Source organism: Chitinivorax sp. PXF-14, assembly GCF_040812015.1.
In the GTDB taxonomy this organism is placed as follows: Bacteria; Pseudomonadota; Gammaproteobacteria; order Burkholderiales; family SCOH01; genus JBFNXJ01.
Genome location: NZ_JBFNXJ010000007.1, coordinates 182,223 through 208,965, shown reverse-complemented (window position 1 = coordinate 208,965; position 26,743 = coordinate 182,223). Strand labels below are relative to the sequence as shown.

Annotated in this window: 28 protein-coding genes; 20 read left to right on the top strand and 8 right to left on the bottom strand. The window is 66.3% G+C overall.

Annotated elements, in window-relative coordinates; translation table 11 throughout:
- The 7 genes from ABWL39_RS11075 to ABWL39_RS11045 form a co-directional block, all read left to right on the top strand.
- Positions 1–814: PEP-CTERM sorting domain-containing protein (locus tag ABWL39_RS11075; protein WP_367790525.1), on the top strand; the 814-nt coding region annotated here is incomplete at its 5' end.
- A gap of 609 nt (positions 815–1,423) precedes the next feature.
- On the top strand, positions 1,424–3,034 hold the full coding sequence (locus tag ABWL39_RS11070) for a glucan 1,4-alpha-maltotetraohydrolase domain-containing protein (RefSeq protein ID WP_367790523.1): 1,611 nt from the start codon (positions 1,424–1,426) through the stop codon (positions 3,032–3,034).
- A 192-nt stretch (positions 3,035–3,226) separates the two neighbouring features.
- Positions 3,227–5,206: a site-specific recombinase gene (locus ABWL39_RS11065; protein WP_367790521.1), complete on the top strand. Its 1,980-nt coding sequence runs from the start codon at positions 3,227–3,229 to the stop codon at positions 5,204–5,206.
- Positions 5,207–5,385: 179 nt separating this feature from the next.
- A complete protein-coding gene (locus ABWL39_RS11060; protein ID WP_367790519.1) occupies positions 5,386–6,156 on the top strand; it encodes a PEP-CTERM sorting domain-containing protein in 771 nt (256 codons plus the stop codon).
- A gap of 135 nt (positions 6,157–6,291) precedes the next feature.
- Complete coding sequence (locus ABWL39_RS11055; RefSeq protein WP_367790517.1) at positions 6,292–6,957, top strand: class I SAM-dependent methyltransferase; 666 nt, start codon at positions 6,292–6,294, stop codon at positions 6,955–6,957.
- A gap of 50 nt (positions 6,958–7,007) precedes the next feature.
- Positions 7,008–7,601 (top strand): DUF4136 domain-containing protein, encoded by a 594-nt coding sequence (locus ABWL39_RS11050; protein WP_367790515.1) that lies wholly within the window; start codon positions 7,008–7,010, stop codon positions 7,599–7,601.
- Positions 7,602–7,611: 10 nt separating this feature from the next.
- A complete protein-coding gene (locus ABWL39_RS11045; protein ID WP_367790513.1) occupies positions 7,612–7,899 on the top strand; it encodes a hypothetical protein in 288 nt (95 codons plus the stop codon).
- 48 nt (positions 7,900–7,947) lie between these two features.
- Here ABWL39_RS11045 and ABWL39_RS11040 read toward each other — a convergent pair whose 3' ends face one another.
- The gene (locus tag ABWL39_RS11040; protein WP_367790511.1) at positions 7,948–8,667 is read right to left on the bottom strand and encodes a 16S rRNA (uracil(1498)-N(3))-methyltransferase; all 720 of its coding nucleotides are present in this window, start codon (positions 8,665–8,667) and stop codon (positions 7,948–7,950) included.
- Positions 8,668–8,792: 125 nt separating this feature from the next.
- Here ABWL39_RS11040 and ABWL39_RS11035 point away from each other — a divergent pair, with 125 nt between their 5' ends.
- The 4 genes from ABWL39_RS11035 (at position 8,793) to ABWL39_RS11020 (ending at position 11,360) form a co-directional block, all read left to right on the top strand.
- Positions 8,793–9,356 (top strand): thioredoxin family protein, encoded by a 564-nt coding sequence (locus ABWL39_RS11035; protein ID WP_367790509.1) that lies wholly within the window; start codon positions 8,793–8,795, stop codon positions 9,354–9,356.
- Positions 9,349–10,152 carry an inositol monophosphatase gene (locus ABWL39_RS11030; RefSeq protein WP_367790507.1) on the top strand — a complete coding sequence of 268 codons (804 nt, stop codon included), beginning with the start codon at positions 9,349–9,351 and terminating at the stop codon, positions 10,150–10,152. The genes ABWL39_RS11035 and ABWL39_RS11030 overlap by 8 nt, the downstream gene beginning before the upstream one ends.
- A 43-nt stretch (positions 10,153–10,195) precedes the next feature.
- Complete coding sequence (locus ABWL39_RS11025) at positions 10,196–10,651, top strand: N-acetyltransferase family protein (RefSeq protein ID WP_367790505.1); 456 nt, start codon at positions 10,196–10,198, stop codon at positions 10,649–10,651.
- Positions 10,652–10,745: 94 nt separating this feature from the next.
- On the top strand, positions 10,746–11,360 hold the full coding sequence (locus tag ABWL39_RS11020; RefSeq protein ID WP_367790503.1) for a hypothetical protein: 615 nt from the start codon (positions 10,746–10,748) through the stop codon (positions 11,358–11,360).
- 13 nt (positions 11,361–11,373) lie between these two features.
- On the opposite strand, the gene ABWL39_RS11015 is transcribed toward ABWL39_RS11020, so the two are convergent.
- Together ABWL39_RS11015 and ABWL39_RS11010 are read right to left on the bottom strand one after the other, a co-directional pair.
- Complete coding sequence (locus tag ABWL39_RS11015; RefSeq protein ID WP_367790501.1) at positions 11,374–12,288, bottom strand: ketopantoate reductase family protein; 915 nt, start codon at positions 12,286–12,288, stop codon at positions 11,374–11,376.
- A gap of 84 nt (positions 12,289–12,372) precedes the next feature.
- Complete coding sequence (locus ABWL39_RS11010; RefSeq protein ID WP_367790499.1) at positions 12,373–13,623, bottom strand: Hsp70 family protein; 1,251 nt, start codon at positions 13,621–13,623, stop codon at positions 12,373–12,375.
- A gap of 353 nt (positions 13,624–13,976) precedes the next feature.
- Here ABWL39_RS11010 and ABWL39_RS11005 point away from each other — a divergent pair, with 353 nt between their 5' ends.
- Positions 13,977–14,651 carry a hypothetical protein gene (locus ABWL39_RS11005; protein ID WP_367790497.1) on the top strand — a complete coding sequence of 225 codons (675 nt, stop codon included), beginning with the start codon at positions 13,977–13,979 and terminating at the stop codon, positions 14,649–14,651.
- 69 nt (positions 14,652–14,720) lie between these two features.
- Here the strand turns inward: ABWL39_RS11005 and ABWL39_RS11000 are convergent, their stop codons facing one another.
- A complete protein-coding gene (locus ABWL39_RS11000) occupies positions 14,721–15,389 on the bottom strand; it encodes a thiol:disulfide interchange protein DsbA/DsbL (RefSeq protein WP_367790494.1) in 669 nt (222 codons plus the stop codon).
- Positions 15,386–16,060, bottom strand: coding sequence for an SPOR domain-containing protein (locus ABWL39_RS10995; RefSeq protein ID WP_367790491.1), 675 nt, complete (start codon positions 16,058–16,060; stop codon positions 15,386–15,388). Before ABWL39_RS10995 ends, ABWL39_RS11000 begins: the two co-directional genes overlap by 4 nt.
- 360 nt (positions 16,061–16,420) lie before the next feature.
- Between ABWL39_RS10995 and ABWL39_RS10990 the strand changes: the two genes are divergently transcribed.
- Together ABWL39_RS10990 and ABWL39_RS10985 are read left to right on the top strand one after the other, a co-directional pair.
- Positions 16,421–17,359, top strand: coding sequence for a sensor histidine kinase (locus ABWL39_RS10990; RefSeq protein ID WP_367790488.1), 939 nt, complete (start codon positions 16,421–16,423; stop codon positions 17,357–17,359).
- Positions 17,356–18,123, top strand: a complete 768-nt coding sequence (locus ABWL39_RS10985; protein ID WP_367790485.1) for a LytR/AlgR family response regulator transcription factor — start codon at positions 17,356–17,358, stop codon at positions 18,121–18,123. Before ABWL39_RS10990 ends, ABWL39_RS10985 begins: the two co-directional genes overlap by 4 nt.
- Positions 18,124–18,207: 84 nt before the next feature.
- Here the strand turns inward: ABWL39_RS10985 and ABWL39_RS10980 are convergent, their stop codons facing one another.
- The gene (locus ABWL39_RS10980; protein WP_367790481.1) at positions 18,208–19,704 is read right to left on the bottom strand and encodes a YifB family Mg chelatase-like AAA ATPase; all 1,497 of its coding nucleotides are present in this window, start codon (positions 19,702–19,704) and stop codon (positions 18,208–18,210) included.
- 150 nt (positions 19,705–19,854) lie between these two features.
- On the opposite strand from ABWL39_RS10980, the gene ABWL39_RS10975 reads away from it, so the two are divergent.
- On the top strand, positions 19,855–20,883 hold the full coding sequence (locus tag ABWL39_RS10975; RefSeq protein WP_367790478.1) for an alpha/beta hydrolase: 1,029 nt from the start codon (positions 19,855–19,857) through the stop codon (positions 20,881–20,883).
- Entirely contained in the window at positions 20,880–21,779 is a 900-nt protein-coding gene (locus tag ABWL39_RS10970) for a helix-turn-helix domain-containing protein (protein ID WP_367790475.1), read from the top strand. The genes ABWL39_RS10975 and ABWL39_RS10970 overlap by 4 nt, the downstream gene beginning before the upstream one ends.
- A 55-nt stretch (positions 21,780–21,834) precedes the next feature.
- On the opposite strand, the gene ABWL39_RS10965 is transcribed toward ABWL39_RS10970, so the two are convergent.
- Together ABWL39_RS10965 and ABWL39_RS10960 are read right to left on the bottom strand one after the other, a co-directional pair.
- The gene (locus ABWL39_RS10965) at positions 21,835–22,812 is read right to left on the bottom strand and encodes a GTP-binding protein (RefSeq protein ID WP_367790472.1); all 978 of its coding nucleotides are present in this window, start codon (positions 22,810–22,812) and stop codon (positions 21,835–21,837) included.
- 4 nt (positions 22,813–22,816) lie between these two features.
- Positions 22,817–23,767 (bottom strand): GGDEF domain-containing protein, encoded by a 951-nt coding sequence (locus ABWL39_RS10960; protein ID WP_367790469.1) that lies wholly within the window; start codon positions 23,765–23,767, stop codon positions 22,817–22,819.
- A gap of 169 nt (positions 23,768–23,936) precedes the next feature.
- Here ABWL39_RS10960 and mpl point away from each other — a divergent pair, with 169 nt between their 5' ends.
- From mpl to ABWL39_RS10940, 4 genes are read left to right on the top strand one after another with little or no spacing between them, the layout of a single operon-like run.
- Positions 23,937–25,316 (top strand): UDP-N-acetylmuramate:L-alanyl-gamma-D-glutamyl-meso-diaminopimelate ligase, encoded by a 1,380-nt coding sequence (gene mpl, locus ABWL39_RS10955; RefSeq protein WP_367790466.1) that lies wholly within the window; start codon positions 23,937–23,939, stop codon positions 25,314–25,316.
- Positions 25,316–25,576 (top strand): hypothetical protein, encoded by a 261-nt coding sequence (locus tag ABWL39_RS10950; protein WP_367790464.1) that lies wholly within the window; start codon positions 25,316–25,318, stop codon positions 25,574–25,576. The genes mpl and ABWL39_RS10950 overlap by 1 nt, the downstream gene beginning before the upstream one ends.
- Positions 25,577–25,595: 19 nt before the next feature.
- On the top strand, positions 25,596–25,865 hold the full coding sequence (locus ABWL39_RS10945; RefSeq protein ID WP_367790461.1) for a hypothetical protein: 270 nt from the start codon (positions 25,596–25,598) through the stop codon (positions 25,863–25,865).
- Positions 25,866–25,899: 34 nt separating this feature from the next.
- Positions 25,900–26,742, top strand: coding sequence for a PhzF family phenazine biosynthesis protein (locus ABWL39_RS10940; RefSeq protein ID WP_367790458.1), 843 nt, complete (start codon positions 25,900–25,902; stop codon positions 26,740–26,742).
- Position 26,743: the final 1 nt, after the last annotated feature.

Genomic DNA, 26,743 nt, shown 5'->3' with positions numbered 1-26,743 from the left:
AAAAACCACCGCCAATTTCACCCTCAGGCTGGTGGGCAATGCTTGCCCACCCGACTACCCGCTCGGTTCGAGCGTGCACAGCGCCAATAGCGGCGGCCAGGCGGCCGAGTACCGCGTTGCAGATGCCCAGGCCGTGGCGCGCATCGGCTCGATCGGCGCCTATGCCTCGACGGCCTGGTCGATCCCCGGCAACCTGCGGCGCGATTCGATCAATGCCTACGCGACAGCCGAGGCGAGCTGGCACGACACCATCACCATCAACGCACCCGGCCACAATGGCCAGTCGGGCCTGTGGTCCGGGGTGCTGAATCTCACCGGCTCAGGCAGCTACTACGTGCAGGATGCCGACCCCGACCGGCCGGCCTATGCCTTCAACGACATCGACGTGAAGGCCCCGGGCCTGCAACCGATCTCGACCCGTTGCGGCGAGGGGCCGCCGAAATTCGTGGTCGGCGAGGCCTGTTTCCGCCAGATCAACTCGCCTCGCGAAACGATGTCGCTGCCCTTCGTCATGCAGATCGTGCTCGGCCAGCCGCAGAACTTCTACGCCACGCTACGCGCCGATTCGCTGTCGGCGGGGCTGCAGTGCCCCGGCTGCCCCACCTTCGCCAGCGTCGCCTTCAACCACACGCTGAACTGGGGCGGCACCAGCTCGGTGCGCGATGCCAGCGGCCAGCTGCTCGGCAGCTACACGATGAGCAGCGACTCGGGCATGGACTACCGCGTGGCGGCCGTACCCGAGCCGGCGAGCTGGCTGATGCTGCTGTTCGGCCTCGCACTGACGCTGCCGCTGGCCCGCCGCCGGCGCAGCTAGCGGCCGCCACACAAGTCCGCTACCGCATCGGGTGGTTGCCGTGTGCGCGGCACGGCGGGTAAACCCACCGCACAAATTGTCGGTTGCCTGGCGCCGTGGCGATGCCCGGCAAGCGGCACCATCAGCGCCGTGGACAGGCGCCCATGCCGTTTTGTGCACGTATCGGGCCACCGTGCCGCAGGCCGCCGCGGCGGGCGCAAGCAAGCTGTGGACGCCGATATTGCCGACAAACAGGCAGGCCGGGCCGAAGGCGGCAGCGGCACGGCAGGCGGCAAAGGCCGCTGGCCGGATCACGGCATCGCACCAGATGCGGATGCGGGGATGCCACGTCGGCGCGGGTTTCCAGCAATACAAAATTGATCGTTGTTCATGCCGTGATTGGCGATCTCTATTTTGCCGGCTCGCCACACGGCGTGGCTTGCCATCCGGCCGCCATAACGGCCCTGACCGCTGCCCTGCAAGCCGTGCCAGACCTTGTCTGGCGGGCGATCGGCAGGCGATTTGCGCGATCAGCACAAAAGATCAATCCTCGTTTTCCACGCTTTGTTAGCGTTCATTCGCCGCTGCGCCCGTCGGCGGCGACACAACACAACAGAGATTGGAGACAACATGAAACACTCGCTGCAACGCCCGCTGCTGGCGGCGCTGCTGGCCGGCCTCGCGCTGGCCAGCCCGCTCACCCCGGCGGCCACCGAGCAGGACAAGGCCAGCTCGGCGATCCTGCTGCAGGGCTTTCACTGGAACTCGTGGAACTACAATTACGGCTGGTACGCGAACCTGGCCGGCAAGGCGGCCGACATGCAGGATCTTGGCGTCACCCATGTGTGGTTCCCGCCGCCGTCGGATGCCGGCTCGAACGAGGGCTACCTGCCGCGCCAGCTCAATGTGCTGAACTCGAAATACGGCTCGGAAGCCGCCCTGAGCAACGCCATCTCGGCCCTGAACAGCCGGGGCATCAAGTCGGTGGTCGATGTGGTGATCAACCACCGGGTCGGCACCGCCAACTGGGCCGACTTCACCAACCCGAGCTGGGGCTGCGGCGCGGTGGTCAGCAACGACGAATGGGCCGGCCACTGCGGCGCCGCTGATACCGGCGACGGCTACAGCGCGGCGCGCGATCTCGACCACACCAATGCCACGGTGCAGACCGATCTCAAGAGCTGGATCGGCACGCGGCTCAAGAATGTCGGCTTCAGCGGCATTCGCTATGACTTCTCGAAGGGCTACGGGCCGAGCTATGCCAAGCTCTACCACGATGCGATGGCGCCCAATTTCTGCGTGGGCGAGGTATGGACCAATCTCGACTTCAACAACGTCGATGCGCACCGCCAGCAGCTGATGAGCTATATCGACGGCACCGGCGGCACCTGCGCGGCCTTCGACTTCACCACCAAGGGTCTGCTGAACCAGGCGCTGAGCGCCGGCGAATACTGGCGCCTGAAGGACGCCAGCGGCAAGCCGGCCGGCGCGATCGGCTGGTGGCCGCAGAAATCGGTCACCTTCGTCGACAACCACGACACCGGGCCGTCCGAGACCAGCAGCAACGGCCAGAACCTGTGGCCGGCGCCGGCCGACAAGGTGATGCAGGGCTATGCCTACATCCTCACCCATCCCGGCATCCCGACGCTGTATTACCCGCACGTGTACGACTGGAACCTGCGCGGTGCGATCAAGACGCTGATCAGCATCCGCACCACGGCCGGCATCACCTCGACCTCGCCGGTGACGATCAACGCAGCACAGGCCGGGCTCTACGCCGCCACCATCAGCGGCAGCGCCAACCAGGTCGCGATGAAGATCGGCAGCACTGACTGGAACCCGGGCAGCGGCTGGACCCTGGCCGCCTCGGGCAACAACTACGCGGTGTGGACCAAGGGCAGTAGCCAGACCTGCAGCGTCAATGTCAGCTTCAACATCGCCAATGCCAACACCGCCATGGGCCAGAGCCTGTACGTGGTCGGCAACCAGGGCGCGCTCGGCAGCTGGGCGCCGGCCAGCGGCTTCAAGCTGGCCATCCAGGGCACGGGCGCCAACGCCAGCTGGAGCGGCACCGCGGCCCTGCCGTGCGCTGCCGCCGTGCAGTACAAATACGTGAAATACGATGGCAGCAGCGCTGTGTGGGAAAGCAACCAGGCCACCAGCAGCGGCAACCGCGAGTTCACCACGAGCAGCACCAGCGGTGCGGCGATGACGCGTGGCGACGGCAGTTTCAAGTTCTGACGCTGAGCCGGTGCGCGTGAATGGGGCGGGCTTTCCCGCCCCATTTGCTTTGGCAGATATGGTTTCGAGCGGCCGGCCCGGCGTGCTACAACATCCCGTTGCAGACAGCGCAATGGCGGCTGCAACATGACGACATGAACTTATCGTGGTAAACAGCGCACCAATTTCAGATTCACCAGACAGGAAGAACGAATGGAAGAAATCCTGCGCCAGATCGCCCTCCAGGCCGATACGACCTCGATCCAGCCGCTGATCCGGCTCGTCGACAGCGTGCGCCCGGCCCGTGCCGACGATGCCGACCAGGCCACCAATAATCTGCTCTCGCTGACCTACCTGCTGCGCGAGCACGCCGCCTACCGCGAGGCGCTGCGCCATTATCTCGGCGGCCTGCTGGCGGCAAAGCGGCAGCTGCACCTGTATGCCGACGTCGGCATCCTGCCCAACACCGGCTTCTTCACCGAGCTGCGCGACAAGCTCAACAACAAGTTCCTGCCGCCGGCGGTGAACGAGCACTACATGCGCGACCTGTTCGGGCTGATCTTTCACGACGACACGGACCACCAGTGGATCGCCAGCGTGAGCGACGACACCTGGCTCCGCCTCTACGACGCGCTCTTGCTCGATGCGCCCGACGCCGGGCTGCAGCACGCCACCGCAAGCGATATGGCAGCGGCAATCCAGGTGCTGTCCTACCGCATCAGCGGCATCGGCCTCGAGCCCGAGCTGGTGCGCAACTACCCGGATATCGAGCGCTTCGAGTCACCCTTCCTGCGCCAGAACGCCGAAGTCGTCAGCTACCTGGAAAAGCACCAGGCCTGGCTGCTCAACCCCACGCAGCCACGCGACGACTGCAGGCACATCCTGGTGCTGCTCGACCAGTGCGACGAGATCATCGCCAAGATCCGCAAACACGCGACCGAGCACGGCGTCAGCATCAGCCTGACCTACCTGCTGCGGCGCCTGACGCAGAGTCTGCAGCGCGTGCGCGTGCTGCTGGCGTTGCTCGAACCCGAGCATGAACGCGAGGAGCAGCGCCAGCTGGCGCTCACGCTGTTCCGCACGCTGGTGCGCGCCACCAACCAGCGCAACGATATGTCGGCCTTCGTCTCGGCCAACGTCGAGCTGATGGCGCGCAAGGTCACCGAACACGCCGGGCGCACCGGTGAACACTACGTCACGCATGACCGCCGCGACTGGTGGAGCATGTTCCGCTCGGCCGCCGGCGCGGGCGTGATCGTCGGCTTCATGGGCATGCTCAAGGTGCTGGCCGCGCGGCTGCACGCGCCGCCGCTGATTGAGGCCTTCCTGTTCAGCATGAACTACTCGCTCGGCTTCATGCTCGTGCACCGCCTGCATTTCACCATCGCCACCAAGCAGCCGGCGATGACGGCCGCGCACATCGCCGCGGCGATCGACGAGGGCGAGAAATCGCGCGACAAGCTGGTCGAGCTCGTGGTCAAGGTGATGCGCAGCCAGTTCATCGCCATCATCGGCAATGTCGTGCTGGCGATGCCGGTCGCCTATGCGATCGCCTGGGGCTGGCTGTGGCTGACCGGCAGCCACCTCGCGCCGCCCGACAAGGCGCACAAGCTGCTCACCGAGCTGAACCCGATCGCCAGCCTGGCCCTGCCGCATGCCGCCATCGCCGGCTGCTGCCTGTTTCTCGCCGGGCTGATCTCGGGCTATTACGACAATAAGGTCGCCTATGGGCAGATCCCGCAGCGGCTGATGCAGCGCCCCTGGCTGCGCAAGCTGCTCGGCGAGCAGCGGCTCGCGCGCTTCGCCCACTATATCGGCGAGAACCTGGGCGGGCTGGCCGGTAACTTCTATTTCGGCATTATGCTCGGCTCGATCGGTACCATCGGTTTCCTGTTCGGCCTGCCGCTCGACATTCGCCACATCACCTTCTCGTCGGCCAACTTCTCGTTCGCACTGGTCGGGCTCGATCACCAGCTCGACTGGCAGACGGTGGCGATCTCGCTTGTGGGCATCGCCCTGATCGGCCTGACCAACCTGCTGGTGAGCTTCAGCCTGGCACTGTGGGTGGCCCTCAGGGCACGCCAGGCAGGCTTCGCCGAGGCACGCTCGATTCTCGCCCAGGTGTGCCGCCGCTTCGTGCGCACACCGCGCCAGTTCTTCTTCCCACCCAAGGTGGTCGAACAACCGTCATGAGCACATAAAAACGCCGCCGGCCATATTTACGCTGTCGACATATTTGACAGCCTGTCGATACTGGCCGGCAGCCCTGATGATGAGACCATTGATTTGAAAGCAGATTCATAGAATGGCCCGTTTCTTGCTTTTCGCCATATCGGACCACAGCCATATACGAAAAACAAAGGAACCCTCATATGACAGCATTCAAGAAACTGGCCATTGCCGCCATGCTCGGCGGCGCATCGCTGGCCGCCCATGCGGCCACGCCGCTCAGCGCCTCGGCCTCGATCGACTGGTCGAGCTTCACCGTGAGCATCTACGACATCAACCCGCTCGACGGCGAAACTCCGAGCGTAAATTTCAGCGATGCGTCGAAATGGTCTGGCGCCTACAACTTCACCAACCTTAGCTCCGTCGCCTCGTCGGACTACCGCTCGAGCTGGACCCCGACTCCCGCCTTGTCGGCCATCAGCAGCTTCGCCAATGGCTATGCCAACGCCGGCAACTCCGACAGCAGCATCTCCTCGAACGCCAACATGACGGCACCGCTCGCCGACGTCTGGAACATCAACAGCTACGCCTCGAAGTCTGCCAACTTCACCATCAACGGCATGGCTGCCGTCGTGTTCTCGGCTCATTACAGCCTGATCGCCCACGATGACAACCTGGCCGACGACAATCGCGCCAACGCTTCGGTTATCTTCTACAGCGGCCTGACCGAGAGCGACGGCACGCAATACGGCTACAGCCAGACCAGCGCCGGCATCACCGACGGCAGCAAGAGCGGCACGCTGAGGCTGGCCTTCGTCAACACCGACGGCACGCCGATGCACGGCTATTTCGGTGCCAATGCCACCGCCCAGGTCGGCGCCAGCGTCGCACCGGTGCCGGAGCCCTCCGAGTACCTGATGATGCTGTCCGGCCTCGGCCTGGTTGGCTTCGCCGTGCGCCGCCGCAAGCAATAAGGCAGCGTTGCATCAGGGAGGAAACGGCGAGCCTGGCTCGCCGTTTTTCATGGCGCGCGCACCATGGCCCCGTGCGATTTTCCCGGGCGGGGGTTTTGCGTTAAAGTCGGGCGTTTTCCGCACCGCCCCCGCACCATGAACCAGACCCTCGCCATGAACGACGCCCTGCACGCCTACCTGGTGCAGAACGGCATCCGCGAAGCCGACATCCTCACCCGCCTGCGCCAGGAAACGGCCGGCCACCGCATGGCCAAGATGCAGATCGCGCCCGAGCAGGGCCAGCTCTTGAGCTTTCTCGTCACGCTGATCGGCGCGCGGCACTGCATCGAGATCGGCAGCTTCACCGGCTACAGCGCGCTGACCGTGGCGCTGGCGCTGCCCGACGACGGCGAGCTGATCGCCTGCGACCTCAGCGAGGAATTCACCAAAATCGCGCGCCGCTACTGGCACGAAGCCGGCATGGAACAGCGCATTCAGCTGCGACTGCAGCCGGCCGTGCGCACGCTCGACGAGCTGCTGGCGCAGGGCAGGGCGGGGCAGTTCGATTTCGCCTTTATCGACGCCGACAAGACCTCCTATCCCGACTACTACGAGCGCTGCCTGCAGCTCGTGCGCCAGGGCGGCCTGATCGTGCTCGACAATATGTTCCTCAGCGGCCGCGTGGCGCAGGACCCATCACTCGACGATACGCCCAGCATCGGCGTGATCCGCCGGTTCAACGCCTTCCTGCAGCAGGACGCGCGCATCGACTACACGCTGATGCCGATCGGCGACGGGCTGACGCTGTGCCGCAAGCGCTGAACGCAGGCCGTACCGGCATGGTCCAACACGCCAGGATAAGGAGGCCCATCATGCAACTGATCCCGCGTTTGCTGCCGGTCGCCGCGCTGGCGCTGGCCCTGGGGCCGCTCGCCGGCTGTGGCGGCAGCGTGCACATCGTGCAGGACAACGAGGCGCGGGTCGTGCCGCAAAGCCCCTATGCCTGGGCCAGGCCCGAGCCGCGGCCGGCCGTGACGGCGCTCAACGCCGACATCGACAACGACATCGTGCGCGGCAAGCTCGAAAGCGCGATCGACACCGAGCTCGGGCGCCTCGCCTTCCGCAAGGTCGCCTACAGCGATGCGCGCTATCTCGTGTCCTATCACATCGGCGTGCAGCAGAAGCAGCGCATCGTCGCCGACCCGCTGTACCCGGCCCCGATAGTCGCCTGCGGCACACGCCATTGCTGGGGCGCGCTGAGCTGGGGCTACTGGGGGCCGCCGATCGACACCGTGCGCAGCTACGAATACCGCGAGGGCAGCCTGATCATCGACCTACAGGACAGCGCCAGCAACAAGCTGGTGTGGCGCGGTATCTACAGCAACACGCTCGGCGACCCGGCAAAAATCAGCGATAAACAGATCCAGGATATCGTGTTCGATATTCTCAAGAACCTGCCGAAATAAGGGACAACACATGATCAAACAGACTCTCGCCCTCCTGCTGCTCACCGTACCGATGGCCGCCATGGCCGATGGCGAGTTGCTACGCGCCCAGCTGGGCCACGAACAGGCACGCAGCGACTGGATCGCCGCCAAACAAAAACTCGACGATGCCAGCGAAACCGAGCGCAGCGCCCAGGCGCGGCTGAACGACGCACAGAAACAGCTCGAAGCGGCCAAACAAGGCGAAGCCAACGCACGAGCGCGGCTCGACGACGCCCAGGCCAAGGTCGACGCAGCCTGGAACGCAGGGAAGCGGTAAGTCCGCCGCAGGTTTCACGTGGAACCGCCTTGAGGCGGTAACCGCTACCTAGACATCGCCCCACAGGGCCTGCAGCGCCGCAATCGTCGCGACTGCCGCCGTCTCGGTGCGCAGGATGCGCGGCCCGAGTAGCAGGGGCTGCCAGCCTGACGCCAGCGCGGCGGTCTCTTCTGCAGCCGTCAGGCCGCCCTCGGGGCCGGCGAGCAGGGCCAGCTCGCCCACCGGCGACAGCTCGCGCAAGCGCCCACGGCCCTGTGGCGACAGCATGAAGCGCGTGCCCGCCGCTTGCGCGCTGCGCAGCCAGCCCTCGAAGCTCAGCAGCGGCGCCACGCTCGGCACGCGGTTGCGGCCGCATTGCTCGCACGCCGACTGCACCACCCCTTGCCAATGCTGCACGCGCTTGTCGGCGCGCTCACCGCTTAGCCGCACCACGCTGCGCTCGCTGATCACCGGCACGATGGCCGTCACGCCAAGCTCCACGGCCTTCTGCAAGGTGTAATCCATGCGGTCGCCGCTCGATACGGCCTGTACCAGCGTGATCGCCAGCAGTGATTCGCGCTCGACGGCCAGGTGGGCGCCCAGCGTGGCCGCGACACGTTTCTTGCCGATGTCGTCGATACGCGCCTCGTATTCGCCACCGCTGCCGTCGAACAGCGTCACCACATCGCCGGGGGCCAGGCGCAGCACCTGCACATGCCGGCAGACAGCCTCGGGCAGCTCGATGGATTGGCCTGCGGCGAGGGGCGATTCGATAAAGAAACGTGGCATGACGGCCTCGGAAAACGGATGGTAAGATTCGACACAGGGCACGCCGGCAAGCGCGCCAGCCCGTATTGTAGCGGTTTGCCGGATGTCGCCGGCCACCTCATCATCGTTTGTTGCGAGAACCCACTATGGTTGCGCTGACCACCCCGATTTGCGACTTTGGCCTGCCCGCGCCCGATTTCGAGCTGCCCGGCACCGACGGCAAGCGTTATCGCCTGGCCGAGGTGAGCGGCCCGAACGGCCTGCTGGTCATGTTCATCTGCAATCACTGCCCCTTCGTCAAGGCCATCGTCGAGCGGCTGGTAGTGGACGCGCGCAGCCTGCAGGCCGCCGGCATCGGCGTGGTCGCCATCTCGGCGAACGATGCCCGCGCCTACCCCGAGGATGGCCCCGAGCAGATGGCCGGGTTTGCACGCGCGCACGGCTTCGGCTTTCCCTATCTCTACGACGAGGGGCAGGATGTCGCCCGTGCCTACGGTGCGGTGTGCACGCCGGATTTCTTCGGCTACAACGCGCAGGGCCAATTACAGTATCGCGGCCGTTTCGACAGCACCGGGCGCCAGGCGCCCCCGCCGCCGGACAATCGTCACGAGCTGCTGGACGCCATGCAACAGATCGCGAGCACCGGCCAGGGCCCGCAACAGCAAATCCCGAGCATCGGCTGCTCGATCAAATGGAGAGAAGATGCCTGATATCGGTTGGAACACGCTCGAGGAGGTGATGGCCGCGGTCAGGCTCATCGCTCAGCAAGAGGTGATGCCGCGCTTCCTCAACGTCGCATTCGCACGCAAGGACGACGGCACCATGTTCACCGAGGCCGACCTGGCCTCGCAGGAGGGCCTCAAGCGCGTATTGCCCACCATCATCGACGCCCCGGTGCTGGGCGAGGAGATGACCGAAGCCGAACAGGAAGCGCTGTGGGAATCGGGCAAGGACGGCCTGTGGTGTGTCGACCCGATCGACGGCACCACCAACTTCGTGCATGGCCTGCCGCTGTTCGCCATCTCGGTGGCCTATCTGCGCCACGGCCGGCCGGTACTCGGCGTGATCTACAACCCGTGCGCGGACGAAATGTTCTGCGCGCTGCAGGGCCATGGCGCCTACATGAACGGCAACCGCCTGCCGCTCAAGCCGCACTCGCCGCCAATGAGCGAGGCCGTGGCCGGGGTCGAGCTCAAATGGCTGCCGGGCAAGCTGCCGGCCCGCCTGATGACCGTCTCGCCGTATGGCAGCCAGCGCAACCTCGGCGCCTCGACGCTGGACTGGTGCTGGGTGGCGGCCGGCCGTTTCGACGTCATCCTGCATGGCGGCCAGCGCCTGTGGGACTACGCAGCCGGTTCGCTGATCCTGCTCGAAGCCGGCGGCAGGCTGGGCAGCATCCATCACCCCGACTTCTGGCAGGACAATATCTGGCGCCGCTCCGCCGTGGCGGCCCTGAACCCGGTGCTGTTCGAGCAGTGGCAGGGCTGGGTGCAGTTCAACAAATAAGCGGCGGCGGGACGACCCGCCGGTTGCCACCGCCGGAGGCACCATGTATCAGCTCAGGCCCGCCACAGCGGACGACGCCGAGGCGATCGCCGAGGTCTACCTCGCATCGCGCCGCGCCTTCCTGCCTTATGCCCCGCTGATGCACACCGATGACGAGGTGCGGCAGTGGCTGCGCGAGCTGGTGATCCCCGTGTTCGACGTCACCGTCGCCACGCTCTGCGATGCGGTCGTCGGCATGATGGTGCTGTCGCGCGACGGCGAAGCGGGCTGGATCGACCAGCTCTACCTGCATCCCGAGCACGTCGGGCAGGGGCTCGGCACCTTGCTGCTCGACCGCGCCAAGTCGATACTCGGCGCGCCGATCAGGCTCTACAGCTTTGCCCGCAACCATGACGCGCAACGCTTCTATGAGCGCAACGGCTTCACCGCGCTGTCGCATGGCGACGGCAGCGGCAACGAGGAGCACTGCCCGGACACCCTGTTCGAATGGCTCGCCTGATCTTGCGAAAATATAATCACTTGATAAATCTGGCGTCGCCAGCGGCTCACATATAATCGCCGGCGTGACGACAAGACCACACAAGGGAACGCTCATGAAAAGAATCTGCATGCTGGCGCTATTGGCGCTTGCCAGCCAGGCACACGCCTATGGCGAAGAAGAACCATCGGCCTGGCAGGGCGTGGCCGGCATCGGCCTGACCGCCGGTGGCGACGAGTTCAGCAAGGTCCACGTCAGCGACAAGAGCACCGGCAAGATCATCAACAACGAGAACATTCGCGCTGGCCGCCTGTTCCAGCTCGACCTCGGCACACGTTACCGCTTTTCCCGCCTGCCGCTGTCGCTGCAGGCGACGCTCGGCTACCACTATGACTCGGTGCAGGGCGAGCGCCTCGATACCGGCGCCAAGGTCAGCCTGAGCTTCACGCGTTTCCCGCTCGAGCTGTTGCCGGCCTGGCATATCGACAAGCATTCGCTCGGGGTCGGCCTGCGTTATGACCTGCAGCCCGAATACAAGCAATCGGACGGCGCCGGCGGCACCTACCGTTTCAAGAGCCAGCCCGGCCTGATCGGTGAATACAGCTACGCCGCGACCGACAACGTGTCGTTCGGCCTGCGCTACGTCGGCATCAAGTACAAGCTGAAGGACGACGACTCGGTGAGCATCAAGGGCAACCACGTCGGCATCAATGCGCGCGTCTACTTCTAGACTCGGCTGAGGGCTAATCCCCACAATACGGCTTGAGCGCCGCGTACAGGGTCGCATTGACCGGCACACTCAGGCCGTTCTCGCGCGCCAGCCTGGCCACGCCGCCGCACAGCCACGGCGCTTCGAGCCGGCGGCCGTGTTCGAGATCGTGCAGCATCGACGATTTCATCTCCGCCGGCAGGGCGTCGATCGTCGCCATCTGGCGTGCGACGCAATCGTCCGCCAGCTTCACCCCCATTGCCCGGCCCAGGGCCCAGGTCTCCTGCATGGCGGCTTCGAGCAAGGGGCGGATGGCCGGCTCGTGGCGGATCGGGCCGATCGGCTGACGCGTAACGCTGGTCCAGCCCGACAGACTGGCCAGGAACACATATTTCTCCCACAGCGCGCGATAAATGTCGGTGGCGATATCGCCGTCGATGCCGGCCTGCAGGCAGGTCTCGCGCAGCCGTTCGAGGCGCAGCGAGCGCCCGCCGTCGAGCTCGCCGAACCGCAGCTTGGCGAATTCACCGGTGTGCTCGACATGGCCCGGCTCGGCGATGGTCGAGGCGATATAGGCCACGCCGCCGACCACGTGCTGGGCGCCGAGTACGCGCGCCAGCAATGCCGGCGTCTCGACCCCATTGAGAAACGGGATCACCGTCGTGCTGCCCGATACCAGCGGTGCGCAGGCCCGCGCCGCCACTTCGGCGTCCCACAGCTTGACCGCGAACAGCACATAATCGACCGGGCCGATGCTGGCCGGATCGTCGCTGACGGCGGCGGGCTTGATGATCACGTCGCCAAGCCGGCTCGATACCTTGAGGCCGTGCTGGCGCATGGCCTGCAGATGGGCGCCGCGCGCGATGAAATGGACATCGCAGCCTGCCGCCGCGAGGCGTGCGCCAAAATAGCCACCGACGCCGCCTGACCCCATGATTGCGATACGCATATTGCCCTCCCGCGATCCGCTCGTGATGCCGCTATTGTGCGCAAATCCACACGTAGCGGAAACCGCTTTCAGCCGATCGTGCGGTTAGCGGAACAGGCGATCCGCGGCGATAGCGAGGCCGGTGCCGACGCTGCCGAAGCGGTCGCCTTCCACCGCGCGTGCCTCGGGGAAGCGCGCCAGCACGGTCTGCCTCAGCAGCGGCACGCCACTCGCGCCGCCGGTGAAGAACAGCGTATCGACGGCCTGCGGCGCCAGGCCGGCGCGTACGAGCACCTCGTTGACGGCCTCATCGACGCGCGAAATGGCGGCACTCACCGATTGTTCGAACTGTGCCAGTGTCAGCGGCAATGTCAGCCCATCCTCGACCATGTCGAGCGCCAGGCTCGCGGCGCCGGCATCGCACACCTCGATCTTGCCGCGCTCGACGGCGATGGCCAGCAGGTGGCCCGCGCGCTCCTCGACCACGCGCACCAGGCGCTGGAACCGGCCGCGATCGGCAACCTCGCCCAGCACATCGGCCAGCTCGCGTTTGACCTTGCGCTCGTAGAGAAAATTGATGGTGTGCCAGGTGGCGAGCTGGTGGTAGTAGGTGGACGGCACCGGTGCATCCTTGTCCGCCATGCGGCCGCCGAGGCCGAGCAGCGGCATGATTTCGGCCAGGCTCAGCAGGCGGTCGAAGTCGGTGCCGCCGATGTGCACGCCACCATTGGCGAGGATGTCGTCACGCCGGTCGGCGCGCTGATGCCGCTCTGGCGACAGGCGGATCAGCGAGAAGTCCGAGGTGCCGCCGCCGATGTCGATGATCAGCGCGAGCTCCTCGCGCACTACCTGCTGCTCGTAGTCGAACGCCGCCGCGATCGGCTCGTACTGGAAGGCAATTTCGCGGAAACCGGCCGCCTGCGCGATCTCGGCCAGCGATTGCTGCGCCAGCCGATCGGCGGCCACGTCGTCATCGACGAAGTGCACGGGGCGGCCCAGCACGGCCTGCGTGAGCGGCCCGCCGTGGGCCTGCTCGGCGCGCTGCTTGAGGTCGCCGAAGAAGGTGGCGAGGATCTGCCGGAAAGCGATCGGCCGGTTGAAGATCTCGGTTGTCGCATCCATCAGCGAGGTGCCGAGCACGCTCTTGAGCGAGCGCAACAGCCGCCCCTCGGCACCCGACACATAGGCCGCCACGGCCGCGCGCCCGACATGCTGGGTTTCCTCCTCGAAGTCGTAGAACAGCGCGGAGGGCAGGGTGGTCTTGTCACCTTCGAGCGGCAGCAGCTGTGGCTTGCCGTCGAGAATCATGCCGGCAGTGGAGTTGGAGGTACCGAAGTCGATGCCGCAAATCGCCATGGTGGCCGCCTTTTTTCGGGAAAACCGGCAATTCTATCGCAGAGACTGAGCGCAAGCGACCATCGATGAGGCCGCCAAACCGGGAAATTGCAAACATGGCTTGATGATTCGTTGCGCATCACGCCATATGTCCAAAGCATTTCGATTGACGCGGGAAGACGTACCAACCGGATCATGGCTTCACAACAGCACCGTTTTACCGCACCAGCGAAAAATACTTTTCATATCAAGCATATGCTGATTGAAGACGGCTTTATGGAGATACTGACCAGCATTGAGACTTTCAATTTCAGGAAGTGGGCTGGCGCTGTCTAGACTCGCGAGACTAGGTTCTTTGTCAAAGGAGTTTCCCCATGCATTATCGAGTCCTCACCAAGGCGCTCGCAGCAGCAGGTTTGCTGCTCGGGCTGCAAGTACCGGCCTTCGCCACATTGATCAATTTCGACAACGTGGCCGACGCCACCGCAATCGACAGCACCTACGCCGGCCAAGGCGTTACCTTCAGCAACCCGCTGGGCGGTTCGATCTTCGCGCGAGCCACGCCGAACGCGGAAAGCCCGGGCAATGTCGTCTCCGTACTCAACACCGGGATCCCGGCATTCGACGCACGCTTCGGCGCGGTAGACGCGGTGTTCTCCAGCGCACAACGCTTCGTCAGCATCGACGCGGCCATCCTGCGTGTGCCGGAAGGCCTCGGCACGCCGATCAACTTCCCCAAGCTCGAGATCTACGATACCAACAACGTCTTCGTGACCGCGGTGAACTGGGATTTCTCGCAGATTCCGCAACCTGGCGCTGGTGGCATCACCGACTATGAAACGCTGTCCTATACCGCCGCCGCCGACACCATCGGCAAGGTGCGTTTCCTGTCGGGCCAGCCGGGTGGCAGCCCGTCCAACTTCGGCTTGTTCGACAACCTCGAGTTCCGCCAAGGGCCGACCAACCCGTTGCCGCTGCCAAGCTCGGTCAGCCTGCTCGTCCTGGGGCTCGCCGGTCTGGCTGCCATGCGCTGGCAGCACCGTGCCTGAGCACGCGCTGCCATCATGAAAAAAGCCGACCCGCGGGTCGGCTTTTTGTTGCGCTATCAATGCTAGCGTTTACTTCTTGGCCTTCTTGTCGGCCTTCTTTTCCGCTGCGGCCGGCTTCGGCATGGCCTGGCGCTCCTTGTCGATCAGCTGGTCGAGCAGCGTCAGCAATTGCGGCTCGCCACCGGCATCGGATACCGAGGTCTTGTACTTGCCGTTGACGACCACGGCCGGCACGCCATCGATACGGTAGGCCTTGGTGACCGCCTCGGCCTGGTTGGTCGCGGTAGCGACGCCAAACGAGTTGAAGGCCTGGTCGAACTTGGCCTTATCCACGCCCTGCTTGGCGAACCAGTCTTCGGCGATGTCGAGCTTGCGCACTTCGATCTTGTCGCGATGCACCGCGTCGAACAGCTTGCCGTGCAGCTTGTCCTGCACGCCGAGCGCCTGCATGGTGTAGAACAGCTTGGTATAGGGCTGGATGTTGCTCATGCCCGGCCACATGATGTGCACGCGCTTGAACTCGACATCCTTGGGCAGCTTGGCGGCCCAGGCCGACAGCGTCGGGTCGAGGTGGTAGCAGTGCGGGCAATGGTAGGAGAAGAATTCGATGACCTCGATCTTGTCCTTGTTCGCCGTCGGCTGCGCCGGGTTGAGCAGGCTGAACGGGTCGGCATGCGCGGCCCCCGCCATCAGTCCGGTGGCGAGCAGGGCGGTGAACAGTCGCTTGATCAGTTTCATTGTGGGCTTTCCGTCTTGGGTTTGTTGTTGGCGGGCTTCACATCGTCTTTCTGCTTCACCAGATTGAACTGGATACCGTTCTGCGTCAGCGTCTGGCGCGTCTTGTCGATTTCCTCGCCGCCCTTCAGCGGGCCGATGCGCACGCGGTGCCACACGCCCTTGTCAGGCAGGTTGGTGGTCTGGATGTTCGCTTCGACACCAAGCAGCGCCAGCTTGGCCTTGAGGTTGTCGGCATCGGCCTCGTTCTGGAACGCGCCGACCTGCAGATAGGCACCGGGCTTGTCGTCGCCCGCCGGCTTGGCAGCCTGGGGCTCAGCCGGTTTGGCAGGGCGCGCGGTCGAAGGTTCCTCGTTGCCGGGCAAAATCTTGTAGAAATCGAAACGCTCGGCGGCCGGCGCCGGCGGCTGCTTGGTGCCCGCACCCGGGGTCAGTGCCTCGGTCTTCGGCTTGGGCTGCTCCTTGGCCAGCTCGGTAGCCTTGCCCGCAGCCGGTTTTGCGGCCGGGGTGAAGGGATTGTTCTGGCGGTTGAGGAACAAGGCCGCACCCACGGCAACCGTCACGCCGACGAACAGCCCGATCAAGATGCCCTTGAACACGCCGCCGCCACTGCTTCCTCCCCCGCCCGAACGTTTGCCGCCGCTGCGCGGAGAGGATTTGTAATCTCTGGTCATGTCTGATTTACGTCTGGTTTGCCGAACTCACGTCACCGCCCTGGCTGGGGTTGACCGGTGCTCATCCACCAAGCCCTTGATCGGGCGTGGCGAAACTCTCGAAACAGCGGTGGATTATAACCACTCGGCATGCGCTGCGACATCTTGGGGCACACAAATTGTGCCGTCGATTCAGCGCCGATTCATGCCCGCAGCACCACCGGCGGCCAGGCCGGCCATATATGGCCAGCCATTTATCCTGCCCGGCGACAAATAGCCCCCCGAAATCCGCCGGACATCGCATCCGGCTCACCGCCGGCGGGCCGGTTCGCTAATCTGGGCGGGCCATGGCAAGATGCCGCACGATAAGGATGAGTCAGCATGCCCCTCCCACCACCGCCCCAACCGACATTCAAGGAATCGCTGGCCGCCGCACGCGAGGCGCTGACGCCCGTGTGGTGGCGCTTCTTCGACTGGCTGGCGGTCACCCCATGGAAACACGTGGTGGTGCTCGCGCTGCTGATCCTGATCGTGGCCGATATGCTGCATCTGCCGGACCAGATCTTCTTCATCGCGATCTTTTCATCGGTCGCGGTCAAGATCATCGCCGGCGGCAAGCGGCGCTCCGACATTGCCGCGCGCGAGGCGACGCAGCGCGCCAATCACGAGTCGATGGAACGCCGCGTGGCGGAGGCCGAGTTGGCCGCCATGCAGGCGCAGATCGAGCCGCATTTCCTGTTCAACACGCTGGGCTCGATCGAGACGCTGATCGAGATCGACCCGCCGCTCGCCGCGCGCACCCAGCGCAGCCTGATCCAGTACCTGCGCGCCGCCATGCCGCAGCTGCGCGGTAGCGGCAACCACAGCACGCTGGGCCAGCAGGTGGCGCTGTCGCGGGCGTTTCTCGAAATCATGAAGGTGCGCATGGAAGAGCGGCTCGACTACCGTTTCGACATCCCCGACGGGCTGTCGAGCGCCGAGTTCCCGCCGATGATGCTGCAGACGCTGGTCGAGAACAGCATCAAGCATGGCCTCGAACCGAAGGCCGAGGGCGGGCGCATCGATATTGCCGCCGAGATCGCACATGGCAAGCTGCGTATCAGCGTCGTCGATAGCGGTGTCGGCCTGGCCGACGGCCCGAGCCCGACGGCCGGCAGCGGGGTCGGGCTCGGCAATGTGCGCGAGCGGCTCAAGCTGCTGTTCGGCAAGGAGGCCCGGCTGCTCATCGAATCGCCCGCAGCCGGTGGCACGCGCGCCGTCATCGAGCTGCCGTACCGCAGCCTGGGCCCGTCACAACCCACTCCGGAAGCCGCATCATGAACCGCCACGCCAGCCCCACCGCGATCATCGCCGACGACGAACGACTGATGCGCGAACAGCTCAAACGCCGGCTGGCCGAGGCCTGGCCCGAGCTCGAGATCGTCGCCGAGGCGGCGAACGGTACCGAAGCCGTGGCGCTGGTCGGCGCGCATCGCCCCGATATTGCCTTCCTCGACATCCGCATGCCGGAAACCACCGGGCTCGAAGCGGCCAGGCTGCTATCGGGCCAGTGCCACATCGTCTTCGTCACCGCCTACGACCAACACGCGATCGAGGCCTTCGAGCGCGGCGCGACCGACTACGTGCTGAAGCCGGCCGACCCGGAACGCCTCAAGCTCACCTGCGAGCGCCTCAAGGACAAGCTCGGCGCCACGCCCGGCGACATGGAGCAGCTGCTGGCCCGCATCGCGCGCCAGATGGCGCCGGGCGCCCGGCCCGATTACCTGCGCTGGATCCAGGCCAGCGTCGGCAGCAGCCTGCGCATGATCGCCACGCGCGACATCCTGTTCTTCCGCTCCGACGACAAGTACACGCGCGTACAGACGGCCGAGTTCGAGGCGCTGATCCGCAAGCCGATCAAGGAGCTGGCCGACGAGCTCGACCCCGACGAGTTCTGGCAGATCCATCGCTCGACGCTGGTGCGCGTCGATGCCATCGCGCAAATCCAGCGCGACGAACGCGGCCAGCAGATCGTGCAGGTGAAGGGCAACCCGGAGAAACTCGAAGTCAGCCGCGCCTATTCGCAGCGGTTCAAGCATATGTAGCGCGGCGGCGCGGGGATTGGCCGCCAGGGTGTGCAGGGCGGCGAGCGCATCTGATCCACCGTGCAGCGACTACCCGGCACTCCGTCAGGCGCGGTCGAACTTGCGCAGCTGCACCGCCTCGGCCACATGCTGCGTGGCTAGCCGCTCGGCGCCGGCGAGATCGGCCACCGTGCGCGCCACCTTGAGCACGCGGTGGTAGGCGCGCGCCGACAGGTTGAGCCTGGCGATCGCCGTCTTGAGCAGGGCTTCGCCGGCTTCGTCGAGCTTGCACAGCCGGTCGATCTCGCGCGTGCCGAGCTGGGCATTGGGCTTGCCCTGGCGCGCCAGGGCTTGCTCGTAGGCCACCGCCACGCGTTGCCGCACGGCGCTCGACGGCTCGCCCGCCGGGGCCGTCAGCAGGTCGTCGGGCGACAATGCCGGCACCTCGATCTGCAGGTCGATGCGGTCGAGCAGCGGCCCCGAGATGCGGCCGCGGTAGCGCGCCACCTGGTCCGGCGTGCAGCGGCAGCGCCCCTTTGCGTCGCCGAGATAACCGCAGGGGCAGGGGTTCATCGCCGCGACGAGCTGGAAGCGCGCGGGGAACTCCGCCTGCCGCGCCGCGCGCGAGATGCTGATATAGCCCGATTCGAGCGGCTCGCGCAGCACTTCGAGCACCTTGCGGTCGAACTCGGGCAACTCGTCCAGAAACAGCACGCCGTTGTGCGCGAGCGAGATCTCGCCGGGGCGCGGGTTGCCGCCGCCACCGACCAGCGCCACGCTCGATGCGCTGTGGTGCGGTGAGCGCATCGGCCGCACGCGCCATTGCTCGAGCTTGAAGCCGGCGCTGCCGAGCGACTGCAGCGCCGCGGTCTCCAGCGCCTGATCGAGCGTCATCGGCGGCAGGATGCCGGCCATGCGCGAGGCCAGCATCGATTTGCCGGTGCCCGGCGGGCCCACCATGATCAGGTTGTGCGCACCGGCCGCGGCGATCTCCAGCGCGCGCTTGGCCTGCTGCTGGCCCTTGACGTCGGCCAGGTCAGGGTAATGGCCAACACCGGGCGCGACAGCCGCCTCGCTGCGCGCCAGCTTCTCGGCACCACTCAGGTGGGCGCACACGGCGAGCAGGCTGGCCGCCGGGTAGACCTCGGCATGCTCGACCAGCGCGGCCTCGCTGGCGTTGTCGCACGGCAGGATGAAGGCGCGCCCGCTGCCCGCCGCGCGGCAGACCATCGCCAGCGCACCGCGAAACGCACGCAGCTCGCCGGTCAGCGCGAGTTCGCCGGCGAATTCGTATTGTGCGAGCTGGTCGCCGGGCAATTGCCCCGAGGCGACGAGAATGCCGATGGCGATCGGCAGGTCGAAGCGGCCGGATTCCTTCGGCAGATCGGCCGGCGCCAGATTGACGGTGATGCGCCGCGCCGGGAATTCGAAACGCGCGTTCTGCAACGCCGCGCGCACGCGGTCCTTGGCCTCCTTCACCTCGGCCTCGGGCAGGCCGACGATGGTGAACGAGGGCAGGCCATTGGCCAGATGCGTCTCCACCGTCACCAGCGGGGCATCCATGCCCGACAGGGCACGGCTGTACAACACGGCAACGGTCATGAGCCTTCCCATTTCAGCAGCGATACAGCGTTTATAGGCAGCGCGCCGGGCGAGGTAAAGCAAGGGTTTGTGCGGATTCGCGCAAACGCCGGGCCGCACAGTAGAATTCCCGCTCGATACCCAGAATCAATAAGCCGGGACAACGCCACCATGAACCCCAATCTCATCGGCCTGCAGTCGGTGCTGAAGACACAGATCGAGCTCGCCGGCGGCCTGCTGCCGGTCGAGTTCCGGCTCGCCGCACCGCTGGCGCGCGAGGTGCTGCTGATCGGCGAGATGACCGACTGGCAGGCGCGCCCGATCGCCATGCAGCGCGGCACCGACGGCATCTGGCGCACCACGCTGCAGCTGCGGCCGGGCCAGTGGATCTACAAGTTCTGGGTGGACGGCGCCTATGTGCCCGACCCCGAGAACCCGCTGACGGCCGCCGACGGCTGGGGGGGCGAGCATTCCTATCTGCTGCTCGGCGATGGCGACTGGGCGCGCCACGACGTGCCGCACGGCGATCTGCTCAAGCTGCAGATGAAAAGCCAGCTGCTCGAACGCCAGGTCGAGGTCTCGGTCTACCTGCCACCCGGCTACGACCAGCGCCGGCGCTACCCCTTGCTCTACCTGACGCACGGCCACCGCACGCGCGCCAACCAGTGGGCGAGCAATGGCCTGATCGACAACTTCATGGACAATCTGCTGGCCAGCGGCGCGATCGAACCCTTCGTGATCGCCATGCCGACCATCGACGGCACACAGGCCCTGCCGCAGCTCGAAGCCTTCCTCGCCGACGAGCTCTACGGCCAGCTCACGCGCTGGTTCGCGATCGAGCCCGGGCGCGCCGCCACCGCCGTCGCCGGTATGACGCCACACGCGCTGTCGGCCTTCAACCTGGCCTGGCACCGGCCCGAGCGTTTCGGCTTCGTCGCGCCGGTCAGCGCCTTCTTCCTCGACGAAACACTCGACGAACTCGATGCGCAGCCGCTCACCGCCGATTTCGCAGTCAAGCTCTACTGCGGCACCGAGGATTACGTGCAGCCGCTCAACGAGCGCTTCGCCGGCATCCTGCGCAAGAACGGCGTGCGTTTCGACTACATGCGCGTGGCCGGCGGCCACACCTGGCGCTACTGGAACAGCATCACGCGCGACCTGCTGCAAACCGTGTCCGACTTCTTCAAGGGGGCGCGATGAGCGGCCGCAATGCGATCCCCCTGACGCTGTCGCGCATCCAGGAGGTGATCGACTACGTCGAGGACAATCTGCAATCGGACTTCGGCATCCGCGACTTGGCCGAGCTTGCCGGCATGTCGCACTGGCACTTCCAGCGCGTGTTCCGCGCCACGGTGGGCGAGACGGTGAAGAACTACATCCGCCGCCGTCGCCTGTCGTGGGCCGCCCAGCGCCTGCTCGACGGCAAGGAAAACGTGCTCGACATCGCGCTCGATGCCGGTTTCGATTCGAACGAAGCGTTCACACGTGCCTTCCGCGCCCAGTTCGGCGCCAGCCCGCGCGAGTTCCGGCAGAACCGGCAGGCGCCCGGTTTTCCGCAGATCAAGCCGCAGATCACCCAGGTCTACCTCGAACACCTGCACCACAATGTCGGGCTGGCACCGCGTCTCGACGCCTCGCCGGAAATCCGCCTGGTCGGCATCAAGGCCGATCTCACCGTGCCGCACGAGGCCTTCGACCTGATCGAGCTGGGCCGGCCGCTGTGGCAGTCCTTCCTGGCGCGGCTGGGCGAGGTGCCGAACCGCGTCGGCGAGCGCGCGGCGCTGCTGTGCGACATCGTGTCGTCGAGCGAAACCGAGATCCGCGTGTTCATCATGCCCTGCATCGAGGTCGGCAATTTCTCGGATGTGCCCGAAGGCATGGTCACCACCGTGCGCCCGGCGCTGCACAACGCGGTATTCAGCCATGCCGGCAGCGGCAGCGCATGGGAATACACGATGCACTACATCTTCGGCGCCTGGCTGCCGTGCTCGGGCTATGTGCTGGCGGATGCCCCGGCCTTCTTCCGCTTCGCGCCGCAGGCCTCGCCGTTCGACGAGCACAGCGCGCTCGAATACTGGGTTGCCCTGAAAGGCTGACGGCCGCTCCGGGCGGGCCCTGCAGCCGGGCTGCAAGCCGCGCGGGGATTGGCGCTCAGGCAGGCAGCAGCAAGTCGGTGAGTTCGCGTTCGAGCTGCTCGCCGGCGGGCGCCCCGGCCTCGTCGAAGATCAGCTCGATGCGGCTGTCGCGCCGCCAGGCGCTGGTCTGCCATTCCCGCTCGGTCCCGCTCAGATTGAATTGCCACCACGTGTTGCCGATACGCACCACGCCCTTGGCACGCCGCAACGCGGGGTTGGCTTGCTGTAGCGCGAGCCAGCCATGCAGGCGCTTGCCGTCGAAGACGCGAGCGGGCGGCCAGCTTGCGCCATAGGCGACGTGGCCCGCGCCGGCCTGGCGTTGCAGACGTTCCGTGACTTCGCCGGCGGGGCTGCGCGGCAGCCGCATGAGCAGGTGCGAGGGCGGGGTAGGGGCGGACGCGGCCTCCACCGTCGAGGGCGAGGCAAGCCAGGCGGGGTCGAGCCGCCCGTGTTCGACCGCTGCCGAGATCGCCTTTGGCGGGTAGAGGCCCGCCAGCAGTGTGGCCAGCCGTGCCAGGTCGGCGGGCGCGGCGAGATCGGCCTTGTTGGCGACGACGAGATCGGCAAGCTGCAGCTGATCGTGCAGCAGCGGCATGGCCTGCGCGTCACCGAGCTGGCGCGGGTCGACGATGCACACCACGGCATCGAGCCGGACCGCCCTGGCGAAATAGGCGTCGCGCAGCATGTCGACCACGGCGGCGGGGTGGGCCAGGCCGGATGGCTCGATCAGTACCCGGTCGGGCTTCGCTTCGCGCAGCAGCCGGGTCAGGCCGACGCGGAACAGCGGGCTGCTGACGCAGCAGATGCAGCCGCCCGCCACCTGGCGCACCTCGATGCCGTCATCGGTGAGCAGGGCGCCGTCGATGCCGACGCTGCCGAATTCGTTGACCAGCACCGCCCACTGCTCGTGCGCCGGCTTGTGCGCAAGCAGATGGCGGATAGTGCTGGTCTTGCCGCTGCCGAGCAGGCCGGTGACGAGGTTGACCGGCGTCACGCGCTCAGCCGGCCTGGATCGTGCGATCGGCCGCGACGATGATGGCGTTGCGGCCGCCGGCCTTGGCCGCGTACATGGCCTGGTCGGCGCGCAGGATCAGCGCATGGCCGTTCTCTTCGGCGGCGAGCTGGGCAATGCCGGCGCTGAAGCTAACGTCGATGCGCCGCCCCTCGTGCATCACCGGGTTGTTGCGGAACACCTGGCGCAGGCGCTCCATGAGGAATTTGGCGCCGTTGACGTCGGTCTCGGGCAGCAGGATCAGGAATTCCTCGCCGCCGTAGCGCACGAGCGTGTCGCTGGTGCGCAACACGGCCTTGGTGATGTTGGTGACGTGGATCAGCACCTTGTCGCCCACCGTGTGGCCGTAGCGGTCGTTGACCAGCTTGAAGTCGTCGAGGTCGAGCAGGGCCAGCGTGAGCTTGCTCTGGTGGCGGTGCGCGCGCGTCACCTCCTTGGCCAGCAGGAAGTCGAGGCCCTGACGGTTCTGCGTGCCGGTGAGCGGATCGCGCTCGAGCGCGTGGCGGCTCGCCGCCATGTCCTCCTGCATCTGCTCGAGCGTGCCGCGCAGCTGCGACAGGCTGCTGTGCGAGTCCTCCACCGTCTCGTGCATCGAGCTCGCGGTGGAGATGATCGAGCCGAGAATGCGCATGATGTCGGCTTTCTCGTCGGTCTGGCGCAGTCCTGAGAGCGAGGACTGGAAATCCTGGTTATGGTCGTGGATCAGGTCGGCCAGGCTGCCGGTGGCCTCGGCCGCGCCGGCCACGACCTCGTGCACCGAGGCCACGAGATCACTGTCGGCCTGCTGGCTGGCGCCGCCCGCCACCACCTGGCTCACCCCGGCGATGTCGTGATAGAAGCGCGCATAGTTCTCGGGCGTGGGCGATAGGCCCAGTTCGGCGAGGCGCTTGAGCGCCACGCGTGCAATGTCGGCGGGGGAGGTAAGGCGCGGAGCCATGGTAGGGCAACCTGGGTACGTATCAACAGTATTATAGAGCCTGTTGCTGCAATGCGGCAGAACCGCCGCGCTTTTCCGCACCCCGGCGATGCCCGATAATGGCGGACATCGTTTACCGTGGCGGAAGACACCCGATTCCGCCACTTCAACCCATCACGGCAACAGCGACATGCACATCCACATCCTCGGCATCTGCGGTACCTTCATGGGCGGCATCGCCGTCATCGCCAAACAAGCGGGCTTCCGCGTCACCGGCTGCGATGCCAACGTCTATCCGCCGATGAGCACGCAGCTCGAAGACCAGGGCATCGAGCTGATCCAGGGTTTCGACGCCGCGCAGGCCGAGCTGAAGCCCGATGTGTTCGTGATCGGCAATGTGGTGACGCGTGGCAACCCGCTGATGGAGGAAATCCTCAACCGTGGCCTGCCCTATATCTCGGGCCCGCAATGGCTGGCGGAGAACGTGCTGCACGACAAGTGGGTGCTTGCCGTGGCCGGCACACACGGCAAGACCACCACCACCTCGATGCTGGCCTGGATACTCGAAGATGCCGGCCTCGCGCCGGGCTTCCTGATCGGCGGCATTCCGCAGAACTTCGGCCTGTCCGCCCGCCTGCCCGGCGAGCCGCGCCAGGAGCCCGGTGGCAAGAGCCCCTTCTTCGTGATCGAGGCCGACGAATACGACACCGCCTTCTTCGACAAGCGCTCGAAGTTCGTGCACTACCACCCGCGCACGGCGATTCTCAACAACCTCGAATTCGACCATGCCGACATCTTCGCCGACCTCGGCGCGATCGAGACCCAGTTTCACCACCTCGTCCGCACCGTGCCCGGGCAGGGCCTGATCGTCGCCAACGGCCGCGAGACCAGCCTCGACCGCGTGCTCGCACGCGGCTGCTGGACACCGGTCGAGCGCTTCGGCGCGGCGGCCGGCTGGCAGGTCGGCACGGTATACGACGACGGCTTCGAGGTGCTGCTCGACGGCCAGTCGCAGGGCCGCCTGCAGTGGGAACTGCTGGGCGAGCACAACCAGCAGAACGCGCTGGCGGCGCTGGCCGCCGCACGCCATGTCGGCGTGCCGGCGGCGCAGGGCATTGCGGCACTGGCCCAGTTCAGGAACGTGAAGCGCCGCATGGAAGTGCGCGGCACCGAGCACGGCGTGACGGTGTATGACGACTTCGCCCACCACCCGACCGCGATCGACCTCACCGTTGCCGGCCTGCGTCGCAAGGTAGGCCAGGCACGCATCCTGGCGGTGCTCGAGCCGCGCTCCAACACCATGAAGCTCGGCACCATGAAACAGCTGCTGCCGGGCAGCCTGCAGCAGGCGGACCTGGTTTACTGCTACGGCGCCAATCTCGGCTGGGATGCCGCCGAAGCGCTGGCGCCGCTGGGCGAACGCGCACGCACCTTCGACGACCTGGGCAAGCTCGTGCAAGCCGTGGTCGCCGATGCCGAGCCTGGCGACCAGGTGCTGGTGATGAGCAACGGCGGCTTCGGCGGCGTGCACGGCAAGCTGCTCGATGCACTGCGCCACAAGGGCGCCTGATGCGCTACGGCCTGGCGCTGCTCTGCCTGTTGTTGGCACCGTTGGCCGCGGGCGAGGGGCACGCTGGCAAGCCCAGCGTGCTGGTGCTGTCCGACCAGCCGCGCGCCGACCTGCAGCAGCGCTGTGACACCCTGCTGCGGCTGCGCGACATGGCCGAGAGCCAGTCGCGCAATGGCCAGGATGCACGCAGCCGCGACTATTGGGCGCAGCAGAAACGGCGCCATGAACTCGATATGCGGCGGCTAAGCTGCATGTATTGATCGACCAAAGGCGATATCGATGCTTCCTCGCCGCATTATGATGGCGCTGATGCTGGCCGGCACACTGACGCGGGCAATGGCGGCGGATGCGCCGCCAACGGCCACGCCGGCGGCCCCGGAAGACGCGGCCGTCGCGGCGCGCTGCAAGGCGCTGAACGAGCAGCGTGAGGCGGCGCTCAAGGCACGTGCCTCGACCCGCGACCCGATGAGTCGCGCGCGCTGGGAAGCCATCCTCACGCGCGTCGACGAAGAACAGCGCCGTTTGAACTGCGGTGCTGGTTCCACGTGAAACCCAACCCGACGCCCGCCACCGGATAACTCGGATGCCCACTTACCGCTACCAGATCGTCAACGTGTTCGCCGAGGCGCCGCTCTCGGGCAATGCGCTCGCTGTGTTCGAGCACGCACACGACATGGGCGACGAGCTGATGCAGGCCCTGGCGCAACAGATGCACCTGTCGGAGACGGCATTCATCCTGCGCAGCGACAAGGCCGCCGCGCGCGTCCGCATCTTCACCCCCGAGCGGGAAATGGCCTTCGCCGGCCACCCGGTGCTCGGCAGCGCCGCCGTGATCCGCGCGCTGCTGGGCGGCAGCGACCAGATGATTGTCGAGACCCGCGCGGCGCTGGTGCCGCTGTTCGCCCGCGGCGATGTCTGGATGCTGCAGACGCCGCGAGCCTTGCTGCGCCCGAGCGAGGCCAGCCGCACCGAGCTGGCGCAGATGCTGACGTTGCCGCTGCCCGAGGTGCTGCCGCATGCCGCCTTCGTCGACAACGGCAACGAACAGCTGATGCTGCCGCTCGCCAGCGCCGACGCGGTGGCGCGCTGCCGCCCGCGCGTCGAGCTGCTGCAAGCGCTGGCGGCCAACCGCCAGGGACAGCCCAAGGTTTACGCCTGGCACCGCGACGGCGAGCGCATCACCGCGCGCTATTTCACGCTGGTCAACGGCAATCTGCACGAAGACCCCGGTACCGGCTCGGCCGCCTGCAACCTCGGCTACTGGCTGCTGCACCATGGCCAGCAAGCGCTCAAGGCCGTGATCGCGCAGGGCGACCAGATCAGCCGGGCCTGCCGTATCGCACTCGACATCGATGCCGATGGCCGCGTCTTCGTCGGCGGCCGCGTCGCGCGCCAGGGCGCGGGCGAGATCAACCTTCCGGATTAGC